This is a genomic window from Salmonella sp. NW645 (assembly GCF_051703725.1).
GTDB lineage: Bacteria > Pseudomonadota > Gammaproteobacteria > Enterobacterales > Enterobacteriaceae > Salmonella > Salmonella enterica.
On record NZ_JAMMKR010000001.1, the window covers coordinates 746,558 to 757,191 of the forward strand.

10 protein-coding genes, 1 tRNA gene and 1 pseudogene are annotated in these 10,634 nt (G+C 50.7%); 8 read left to right on the top strand and 4 right to left on the bottom strand.

The genetic code is table 11. The features are described from left to right. Positions 1-364: 364 nt before the first annotated feature. On the bottom strand, positions 365-1,555 hold the full coding sequence (locus NA389_RS03800) for a Bcr/CflA family multidrug efflux MFS transporter (protein WP_000213349.1): 1,191 nt from the start codon (positions 1,553-1,555) through the stop codon (positions 365-367). 27 nt (positions 1,556-1,582) lie between these two features. After that, complete coding sequence (gene rsuA, locus NA389_RS03805; RefSeq protein WP_001234836.1) at positions 1,583-2,278, bottom strand: 16S rRNA pseudouridine(516) synthase RsuA; 696 nt, start codon at positions 2,276-2,278, stop codon at positions 1,583-1,585. A 151-nt stretch (positions 2,279-2,429) separates the two neighbouring features. On the opposite strand from rsuA, the gene NA389_RS03810 reads away from it, so the two are divergent. Next, a complete protein-coding gene (locus tag NA389_RS03810) occupies positions 2,430-4,190 on the top strand; it encodes a DEAD/DEAH box helicase (protein ID WP_000578124.1) in 1,761 nt (586 codons plus the stop codon). A 124-nt stretch (positions 4,191-4,314) separates the two neighbouring features. Continuing rightward, the gene (rplY, locus tag NA389_RS03815) at positions 4,315-4,599 is read left to right on the top strand and encodes a 50S ribosomal protein L25 (RefSeq protein WP_000494192.1); all 285 of its coding nucleotides are present in this window, start codon (positions 4,315-4,317) and stop codon (positions 4,597-4,599) included. 120 nt (positions 4,600-4,719) lie between these two features. Here the strand turns inward: rplY and yejK are convergent, their stop codons facing one another. Continuing rightward, positions 4,720-5,727, bottom strand: coding sequence for a nucleoid-associated protein YejK (yejK, locus tag NA389_RS03820; protein ID WP_000050812.1), 1,008 nt, complete (start codon positions 5,725-5,727; stop codon positions 4,720-4,722). Positions 5,728-5,906: 179 nt separating this feature from the next. On the opposite strand from yejK, the gene NA389_RS03825 reads away from it, so the two are divergent. The 5 genes and pseudogenes from NA389_RS03825 to NA389_RS03845 all read left to right on the top strand — a co-directional run bounded on the left by NA389_RS03825 (position 5,907) and on the right by NA389_RS03845 (position 8,321). Next, the gene (locus tag NA389_RS03825) at positions 5,907-6,134 is read left to right on the top strand and encodes a YejL family protein (protein ID WP_001135904.1); all 228 of its coding nucleotides are present in this window, start codon (positions 5,907-5,909) and stop codon (positions 6,132-6,134) included. A 31-nt stretch (positions 6,135-6,165) separates the two neighbouring features. Next, the gene (gene yejM / locus NA389_RS03830) at positions 6,166-7,926 is read left to right on the top strand and encodes an LPS biosynthesis-modulating metalloenzyme YejM (protein WP_000256159.1); all 1,761 of its coding nucleotides are present in this window, start codon (positions 6,166-6,168) and stop codon (positions 7,924-7,926) included. A gap of 73 nt (positions 7,927-7,999) precedes the next feature. Next, positions 8,000-8,076 (top strand) — tRNA-Pro (locus tag NA389_RS03835). Further along, a pseudogene (locus NA389_RS03840) lies at positions 8,032-8,124 on the top strand (hypothetical protein); the annotation flags it as partial. The gene NA389_RS03835 and the pseudogene NA389_RS03840, both read left to right, overlap by 45 nt. Beyond that, on the top strand, positions 8,118-8,321 hold the full coding sequence (locus tag NA389_RS03845; protein WP_001110923.1) for a DinI-like family protein: 204 nt from the start codon (positions 8,118-8,120) through the stop codon (positions 8,319-8,321). The pseudogene NA389_RS03840 and the gene NA389_RS03845, both read left to right, overlap by 7 nt. A 192-nt stretch (positions 8,322-8,513) precedes the next feature. On the opposite strand, the gene pagL is transcribed toward NA389_RS03845, so the two are convergent. Further along, complete coding sequence (pagL, locus tag NA389_RS03850; protein ID WP_000281866.1) at positions 8,514-9,077, bottom strand: lipid A 3-O-deacylase PagL; 564 nt, start codon at positions 9,075-9,077, stop codon at positions 8,514-8,516. 818 nt (positions 9,078-9,895) lie between these two features. Here pagL and narP point away from each other — a divergent pair. Further along, positions 9,896-10,543 carry a nitrate/nitrite response regulator protein NarP gene (narP, locus tag NA389_RS03855; RefSeq protein ID WP_001115500.1) on the top strand — a complete coding sequence of 216 codons (648 nt, stop codon included), beginning with the start codon at positions 9,896-9,898 and terminating at the stop codon, positions 10,541-10,543. The last annotated feature ends 91 nt before the right edge of the window (positions 10,544-10,634 follow it).

Below are 10,634 nucleotides of genomic sequence, written 5' to 3' on the forward strand. Positions count from 1 at the left end.
TCACAATTTAATTACATTTATATTAACACATCATTGACAACCCGTCCTTAAACAGATTGCTAACGCCCTACTCTCCGTCAGTGGCTCTACAGCAAGCGGGAGTTAAAATAGTTTTACCGACGCGGAGATAGCGGCGGGCTATATGTACCCGTTTCTGCGATCTAACTCAACCTTTTTAACTACAATGATGTGACTTTTTACATAAATTGATTTTACATAAAATAAACATAAATGAGGAAAATGATGAATTGGTAATTGATATGCATCAACTATGAAAGCCGTTTGGCTTTGCCATCGTCTAGCGGATAGCGCCCCCCAACGCCGCCTGCGCATTTTTCGGCGCCATTGAGGGACACCGCGCCCGTCACCGTTTTTTGGGACGGCTGGCGTAGAGATAAAACAGAATGGAACAGGCGGCGCAAAGCGCAATCGACCAGATCATCGGCCACGCACTGGTAAAGGTAGCCAGCGACAGCAACGCGCCGACGATAGCGCCAATACCAAAGCGGAAAGTGCCCGCCAACGAAGACGCCGTTCCGGCCATATGCGGAAACTCATCCAAAATGACCGCCATCGCATTGGACGAAACCATCGACACACAGCCGACAAACGCCGCAACGCCGACCACCAGCGCCCAGAATCCAATGCCCATCAGCGCGCTGAAAACCATCCACACCGCCATCGCAAACTGAATCCATAGCCCGGCCCGAAACATGTTTAGCGCCCCTACCCGTCTGACAAAACGGCTGTTGATAATCGTCATCACAAACAGAAATACGATGTTCAACGCGAAGTAGTAGCCGAAATCCTGTGGCGGAACATGATTAATTTCGATATAAACAAACGGCCCCGCGCTCAAAAAAGAGAACATACCGGCAAAACTAAACCCGCTCGCCAGCATATAGCTCAGTACGCGTTTGTGGCGAAACAACGCGGCAAAGTTACCTATTGTGGTACGAATATGAAAAGGCTGACGCCGCTCAACGGGCAGCGTCTCTTTAATCAGAGCAAAGATCATGACTGACGCCAGAATCGCCGCAATGGCCAGTATCCAGAAGATATAGTGCCAGCTTAACCATACCAACACCCAGCCGCCGACAATGGGCGCCATTAATGGCGCTATCGTAGTGACCAGCATGACAAATGACATCATGCGCGAAAACTCTTCCTTTGGATAAATATCCCGCATCAGCGCATTGATGACGACGCTTGCCGCTGCGGCCGCCAAACCGTGAAAGAAACGCATCACGATCAGTTGATCGATAGTCTGCGCCAACGCACAGGCAACCGCCGCCGCGGCAAATACCAGCGTCCCGCCCAGGATGACCGGCTTACGCCCGAGGCTATCCGCCATCGGTCCATAGATAAGCTGACCCAGCGCAAACCCCAGAATATAGGTGCTGAGCGTCATCTGCGCGCTACCGGCAGGCACGCCGAATTGCGCAGAAATCACCGGCAGCGCTGGAAGATACATATCAATCGACAGCGGCATTAACATGGCCAACAGGCCAAGAATAAAGACAATGGCAAAGGAAGAGTGCTGCCGGGTGGTCACATCGAACTCCTGAATTTAACGAGATAGTTAGCCGACGCTGGCGATTTCTTCTTCAGTCAACGGGCGGTACTCGCCGGGAGCCAGATTCTCATCCAGCGTAATGGCGCCAATCCGTTCGCGGTGCAGTTCCACAACGCGATTGCCTACTGCGGCAAACATCCGCTTCACCTGATGATAACGGCCTTCGCTGATGGTCAGACGGACCTGCACAGGCGTTATCACCTCCAGCGTAGCGGGTTTAGTGAGATCTTTTTCATTATGCAACTGCACGCCTTTCGCAAATTGCGCTGCCGTATCGTCGGCCACCGGCGACTCCAGGGTCACCAGATAGGTTTTTTCACAGTGATGGCGCGGCGACGTAATGCGGTGCGACCATTGACCGTCATCTGTCATTAACACCAGACCGGTAGTATCAATATCCAGACGTCCTGCGGCATGCAGCTTATACGCCACCGGCTCATCCAGGAAATACAGCACCGTTGGATGATCGGGATCATCGGTTGAACAAACGTATCCCTGCGGCTTGTTAAGCATAAAATAGCGTGGCCCGTGTTGCTGCGCTAAGGGATTGCCGTCATACGCAACCGCATGTTCCGGGAGCAGTTTGAAGGCCGCATTTTTAATGATGTCGCCATCGACGGTAACGCGGTTACCACGAATTTCACGCCCGGCAATAGCGCGGCTGACGCCAAGCTGCTGAGCGATAAATTTATCAAGTCGCATGTGTGTGATTTAGCCTGTAATAATACGGAAATCGGGCATTCTACCCGAAAAAAGGGAATTGCTATCCGCTCAGTATAGCGGGCTAACTATATCCCTCAAGGGAAATGATTCATGGCATACTATTCCCGGAACCGTTTAACGTAGTGAGACCATGATTTTTACACTCCGCCCCTACCAGCAAGAAGCCGTAGACGCCACGCTCAGCCACTTTCGCCGCCACCGTACGCCCGCCGTGATTGTTCTGCCGACCGGCGCGGGTAAAAGCCTGGTGATCGCCGAACTGGCGCGCGTCGCCCGCGGACGGGTACTGGTGCTGGCGCATGTGAAAGAGCTGGTCGCGCAGAACCACGCCAAATATTGCGCGCTGGGGCTGGAAGCGGATATTTTCGCCGCCGGACTCAAACGTAAAGAGAGTCAGGGCAAAGTCGTGTTCGGCAGCGTACAGTCGGTGGCGCGTAATCTTGACGCCTTCCAGGAGGAGTTTTCGCTGTTGATTGTCGATGAATGCCACCGCATCGGTGACGATGAAGACAGTCAGTATCAGCAAATCCTCACTCACCTGAGTAAAGTTAATCCTCACTTACGTCTGCTTGGGCTAACCGCCACGCCTTTTCGCCTCGGAAAAGGCTGGATTTATCAATTTCATTATCACGGTATGGTGCGCGGCAACGACAACGCTCTGTTTCGCGACTGTATTTATGAACTGCCGCTGCGCTATATGATTAAACACGGCTATCTGACGCCGCCTGAGCGGCTTGATATGCCAGTGGTCCAATACGATTTCAGCCGCCTGCAGGCCCAAAGCAATGGGCTGTTCAGCGAAGCCGACCTGAACCGCGAGCTGAAAAAGCAGCAGCGGATTACGCCGCACATCATCAGCCAGATTATGGAATTTGCGCAAACGCGCAAAGGCGTGATGATTTTCGCCGCCACGGTCGAACATGCGAAAGAGATTGTCGGTCTGCTTCCGGCGGACGACGCGGCGCTGATTACCGGCGATACGCCAGGGCCCGAGCGCGATGCGCTGATTGATAATTTCAAGGCGCAGCGTTTTCGCTATCTGGTTAACGTCTCGGTGCTGACCACCGGCTTTGACGCCCCACACGTTGATCTCATCGCGATTCTACGTCCCACCGAGTCAGTTAGTCTTTACCAACAAATTGTCGGGCGTGGTCTGCGCCTTGCGTCGGGAAAGACCGATTGCCTGATTCTTGATTACGCTGGCAACCCGCACGACCTGTATGCCCCGGAGGTCGGTAGCCCGAAGGGAAAAAGCGATAACGTCCCTGTCCAGGTATTTTGTCCGGCCTGCGGCTTTGCCAACACCTTCTGGGGGAAAACCACTGCCGACGGCACGCTGATTGAACACTTTGGCCGTCGCTGCCAGGGCTGGTTTGACGATGACGACGGCCATCGCGAGCAGTGCGATTTTCGCTTTCGCTTCAAAAACTGCCCGCAGTGTAATGCCGAAAACGATATTGCCGCCCGACGCTGCCGGGAATGTGACGCCATTCTGGTCGACCCGGACGATATGTTAAAAGCGGCGCTCAGGCTCAAGGATGCGTTAGTCCTGCGCTGTAGCGGAATGACGATGCAGCATGGGCAGGATGAGAAAGGCGAATGGCTGAAAATCACTTACTATGACGAGGACGGCGCGGATGTCAGTGAGCGCTTCCGCTTGCACACGCCCGCCCAGCGTACCGCTTTCGAACAGCTATTTATTCGCCCGCATACCCGCACGCCCGGCGTTCCTTTACGCTGGATCACGGCGGCGGATATTGTCGCGCAGCAGGCGCTGTTGCGGCATCCCGACTTTGTGGTCGCGCGGATGAAAGGCCAGTACTGGCAGGTGCGTGAAAAAGTGTTCGACTATGAAGGCCGCTTCCGCCGGGCGCACGAATTACGTGGTTAATTGTACTTTTCATTGATGTAACGGCGATTTGAGTATAGAATCCCGCCCGCCTTTGCATACGCAAAGCAGATCACTTACCTGTTGCTGGGTCGCCTGTAGCAGGAATTATTAAAGAGAGATTTAAATGTTTACTATCAACGCAGAAGTACGTAAAGAGCAGGGTAAGGGTGCGAGCCGCCGCCTGCGCGCCGCTAACAAGTTCCCGGCAATCATCTACGGCGGTTCTGAAGCCCCGATTGCTATCGAACTGGACCACGACCAGGTGATGAACATGCAAGCTAAAGCTGAATTCTACAGCGAAGTTCTGACCCTCGTTGTTGACGGTAAAGAAGTAAAAGTTAAAGCTCAGGCTGTACAGCGTCACGCTTACAAACCGAAGCTGACTCACATCGACTTCGTTCGCGCGTAATCGCCTGGAAGTTGAAGAAAAACCCCGCCCCGGCGGGGTTTTTTTATGGAATTTAGTTCGCGGTAAAGATGAATCACACTTGCCGGATAAGGCGTTTCCTCCCCCATCCGGCAAGCGACTTTATTTCCCGCCCGACGTGCGTCGCTGCAACTGATCGCGCAAATTCGGCGGCGTCCCTTTGATAGTCAGGGTATCGGTCGCCGGGTCCCAGAAAATCCGCTCGCCCAGCAGCATCGCATCAAAGTTAATCGTTAACCCGCCGCCGCTGCCGGCATATTTGGTTAACTGGCGTAGCGTACTGCGATCTGCCGGGAAGCTCTCTTCCAGCTCATAGCCTTTTTCGGCGGTAAATTCGCTGAAGCTGACTTCACTGACGCCGGAAAGCTCTTTAGACAGCGATTCCAGCTCAATCTCTTCCCCGGCTTGTAACTGCTCGTTGCAATAGCTGTACACCTGCTGGCGCACGTTCTGACGTTCTGCTTTATCCAACTGCGCTTCTGCGGTGAAATCATCCACTGCCTGCAACAGGCCGCGATTCTGCGCTTTGGCGTTCAACCCTTCGCTGGCGCCGAGGAAATCCATAAAGAAGTCAGCGACCTTGCGCCCTACCCGACCTTTGAGAAACGTCAGATAGCGGGTCGATTGCGGATTAGTTTCCCACTCGGTAAGATCGATACGCGCCACGATATCCGCATGGTTAATATCAAGATAATGCGTCGGGTTAATGTCCAGATTTTCATTGACCCGCATACTGCTCAGGTTGTTCAGTACCGTAACCAGCAGATACTCCACCGCCAGGTAACGATAATGGCAGAACAATACAATGCCGCCGTCCGCAAAGGGATATTTCGCCAGTTCGTCACGCAGGCGTCCGGTCGCCGCCCGGCTAAAGGCAAGAAAATCTTCTTCCCCCTGACGTTGCAACCGCAGCGCTTGCGCCAGTTCACTCTCTTCGCTAAACAGGCCATACGCCTTATTCTTGGCGCTATAGACCCGATGCAGTTCAGCCACCATCTCGACAACGGTGGTTGTCGGCTCCAGCAATGAATCGCGCAAGACCAGCTCAAGATTTTGCTCATCGCGCTTGATAAGCTGGTGCAGGGCAATCTGGTTGATATCCAGACTCATGATAAACTCTCCTTTAAGACCGGGCGGTATTCAACCACCGCCTGCCGGAAGACGCAAGCAATCGCCCTGTCATTTCAGGCGTTATCCGTAACGCGAATGATTTAGGGGATAAAAATGCAGAAAAAAAACTGTTGCTACGGTAATATGTTGCCCTTTCATGAACAAACAGATTTTGATTTATGCCACAACTCTCCCGCTATAGTGATGAACATGTTGAACAACTGCTGAGCGAACTGCTCAGTGTACTGGAAAAACATAAGGCGCCGACCGATCTTTCCCTGATGGTGCTGGGAAATATGGTCACCAACCTTATCAACACCAGCGTTGCGCCGGCTCAACGCCAGGCGATTGCGAACTCTTTTGCCCGCGCCTTGCAGTCTTCGATTAGCGAAGACAACGCGCACTAAAAAGCCGACTCCGGAGAAACAAGCGACAGGTATGGTAACTCATCGTCAGCGCTACCGTGAAAAAGTCTCCCAGATGGTTAGCTGGGGGCACTGGTTCGCTCTGTTCAATATACTGTTGGCTACGTTGCTCGGCAGCCGTTACCTGTTTGTCGCCGACTGGCCGACAACGCTTGCGGGTCGCATATACTCCTACCTGAGCATTGTCGGGCACTTTAGCTTTCTGGTGTTCGCCACCTATTTGCTTATTCTTTTTCCGCTCACGTTTATCGTGATGTCCCAGCGGCTGATGCGGTTTTTATCAGCCATTCTGGCGACCGCAGGTATGACGTTGTTGCTTATCGACAGCGAAGTCTTTACCCGTTTTCACCTGCATCTTAATCCCATTGTCTGGGAGCTGGTCATCAACCCTGACCAGAACGAAACGGCGCGCGACTGGCAGCTTATGTTTATTAGCGTGCCGGTTATCTTATTGATTGAGATGCTATTTGCGACATGGAGTTGGCAAAAGTTGCGCAGTCTCACGCGCCGCCGCCATTTCGCAAGGCCGCTTGCGGCATTCTTTTTCGTCTCCTTTATCGCATCGCATCTTATCTACATCTGGGCAGACGCTAATTTTTACCGGCCGATTACCATGCAGCGGGCAAACCTGCCGCTCTCTTATCCGATGACGGCGCGACGTTTTCTTGAAAAACACGGTCTGCTGGATGCGCAGGAATATCAGCGCCGTCTGGTAGAGCAAGGCAATCCGGAAGCGGTCTCCGTACAGTACCCGCTCAGCAATTTGCACTATCGCGATATGGGCACCGGTCAGAATGTGCTGCTCATTACCGTAGACGGCCTGAACTATTCTCGCTTTGAGAAGCAGATGCCGGAGCTGGCTAAATTTGCCGAACAAAACATCGACTTCACCCGTCATATGAGTTCAGGGAATACCACTGATAACGGTATTTTCGGCCTGTTCTATGGCATATCGCCAGGCTATATGGATGGCGTGTTATCCACCAGAACGCCTGCGGCGCTCATTACCGCGTTGAATCAGCAAGGCTACCAACTGGGACTGTTTTCTTCGGATGGTTTCGCCAGCCCGCTTTACCGTCAGGCATTACTGTCCGATTTCTCGATGCCGACAGCGCAGACGCAGTCTGATGCGCAAACGGCCAGCCAGTGGATAGACTGGCTTGGGCGCTACGCACAGGAAGATAACCGCTGGTTCTCATGGGTATCGTTTAACGGTACTAACATTGATGACAGTAATCAGAAGAATTTTGTTAAGCGTTACGCCAGCGCCGCCAGCGACGTGGATGCGCAAATCAATCGGGTTCTGAACGCGCTGCGAGAGGCCGGTAAATTCGACAATACCGTCGTGATCATTACCGCAGGACGCGGCATACCGTTGACGCCGGAAGAAAATCGCTTCGACTGGTCGCAAGGTCATCTGCAAGTACCGCTGGTGATCCACTGGCCGGGGACGCCTGCGCAGCGTATTAATGCGCTTACCGATCATACCGATGTAATGACCACGTTGATGCAACGCCTGTTACATGTCAGCACGCCAGCGAACGAATATTCACAGGGCCAGGACATCTTTACCGTTCCACGTCGCCATAACTGGGTAACGGCGGCAGACGGCAGTACGTTGGCAATCACGACGCCGCAAATGATCCTGGTGCTCAATAATAACGGTCATTATCAGACCTATAATTTACACGGCGAGAAGATCAAAGATCAGAAGCCGCAGCTCAGTCTGCTGCTGCAAGTGCTAACAGAAGAGAAACGTTTTATCGCTAACTGATTAATTATAAATCAGTTAGCACCGTTTCCCCTTGCATTCGCGTTGGAAAGAGGTAGTATTAGCACCCACAAGTCGGCACGTAGCGCAGCCTGGTAGCGCACCGTCATGGGGTGTCGGGGGTCGGAGGTTCAAATCCTCTCGTGCCGACCAAAATTCCCCTTAAAAACCAGCCTCTCAGGGCTGGTTTTTTTATGCCTGCAATTAAAAAGTTAGCTGATGCCAGAGACGTTATTTTGCATGAACTGATTTTGCATGAACTGATCGGACATCTTTCCTGTGCAGTGGTCACAGTAAAGTCAATGCAGGCAAATAACGTAAACCATGTTTGTACTAAAACAGAAAAAGCGCATCTACACCCTATGCTGGAAGAAATGTTCGCAGTGGCAGGTAAATGAGTAAGCAATCTGTTGCAGCAATAATAAAACGTTCTGGTAAGGTAAATGGCTTACCACTTCTTTGTCACTAACAATTAGCCTCCCTGTCGCCATAGGGCCGATAACGATCGGCTAGTCACAACACGTTTTTGTAGACAACGTACTGTGATTAATTACTCCTTCAGCCAGCAACTCGCTAATTGTTATTCAACTTTAGAAATTATAACTAATTGAAGCACCTACAAAATTATGCCCTGAATTTTTATCCGTGAGTGATCCATTCGAGAAATGCCGAATATAAGCTTCTGTAGAAAAAGCCCCAAAGTTCCAACCAAGAAACGCTTTTTCCCCAAAGGTAAATGCAGAATTGACACGCATATCATCTCGCGACTTAGATTTTATATAAGCCCCCAGACCAATACCGGTATAGATACCAGCGAAATGAACCAGCGCCACATCCTTCGAGATACCCAATACGCCCTGGTTATATTTATTGCAGGGAACGCTGCCAGAATGTTTACTGCAATCATCGTTCCCCTTAGCCTTAAATCCTCCTAACTCCAGATTATTTCTTGCCTGTAAAAAGAAAAAATCGCTGGGTTCACTGTATGTCAGAAAAGCCGTATATAAGTGCTCAACCCCTCCTCTCCTTATACTTTCTCCCCCAGCAAAAGAGATCTGATGTTTTTTTCCCTTACCAAAAAAAACATTATCATTAGCAGAACATGCGAATGCACAAAGTAATAATATATATATAAATATTCTCTTCATATACACTCCATCACCATTTCAATGTCAATAGCTATTTTTAACCGACTAATATATTTAAAATTTTCTACGCCACGCTTACGCTCACAGAAACGGCTGATATAGCATCCAGTATTAATATTATTTTCATAATTACTCCAACCAGCATTTTTGATGCAAACAGGCTGGACATGGGCTGTGTGCAGAAATCAAAACATACTCACTACGCTTTCCCCTTGAGTCGCCCCAATGGGTGCTCAAAACGCCGCGAGTGTTGTTCAGGCACATCCAGGATAAGTTATAAGTGAACGACTCTCATTCCTGACCACATTTTCATTTATGATAAGAATATCGTCAGAATCTCTTTATCGCATAAAAATATCTCTACTATTGACTTGATATTTAATTTAACAGATGTCGCGGTTTATTCGTTCTGCTCAGATGTATTTCATTGACATTAATAAAACAATAAATAAATTCAATTAAAATAATTTGTTAATAATGACAAACTTTAGACACTATGACTTTTAATAAGGAATTTCCTGCCAGTAAAGATAGTCTGGGCTTACGGGTGCAAGGGCGCAGCTACATATGCCATACTTCTGTTATGTCACATTGTCCGAAAAAAGCGTCCAGACCAGTATTCAACCTCAGGGAGTATTCTGTTTTCTCTCACAACGGGTTGTTTTATCCTTTCTATCGTTCAGCTAATTACTCGCCTGTCACAGGTTTTACTACTTACCCATGCACTAATTAGGGTAAAATTTACGCGCTTGACAATGTGGCAAATCTGGACGATTTCCGCGCTGAAAACAATAATCATTCTAATAAAACTCAGGAGATATAGCATGCCTGAAGTAACACCTTTTCAGGTGCTTATTGTGGACGACCATCCACTTATGCGGCGAGGTATTCGTCAATTACTGGAACTGGACCCGGCTTTTTATGTCGTTGCCGAAGCGGGTGACGGGGCGAGTGCGATCGATCTGGCGAATCGCATTGAGCCCGATCTGATCCTGCTGGATCTGAATATGAAAGGTCTGAGCGGGTTAGATACCCTGAACGCGCTACGCCGGGATGGTGTGACGGCGCAAATTATTATTCTTACCGTCTCGGATTCCGCCAGCGACATCTACGCGCTGATCGACGCCGGCGCCGACGGTTATCTGCTCAAAGATAGCGATCCGGAAGTGCTGCTGGAGGCCATTCGCAAAGGCGCTAACGGCGGTAAAGTCTTTAGCGATCGGGTCAATGAATATCTGCGTGAGCGCGAACGGTTTGGCGCGCAGGAAGATCCCTTTAGTATCCTGACCGAACGAGAGTTAGATGTCTTGCATGAGCTGGCGCAGGGGCTTTCTAACAAACAGATTGCGTCAGTACTGAATATTTCTGAGCAGACGGTTAAGGTGCACATTCGTAATCTGCTTCGCAAGCTAAACGTGCGCTCGCGCGTCGCGGCGACCATTCTATTTTTACAAACACGCGGAATGCAGTAACAAGCCAGGCCCGGTGGCGCCACGCCACCGGGCCGTCAGGGCATTATTTCTCCTGCGCCAGCCGGATACTGCGCTCTATCACCGCCCGCCG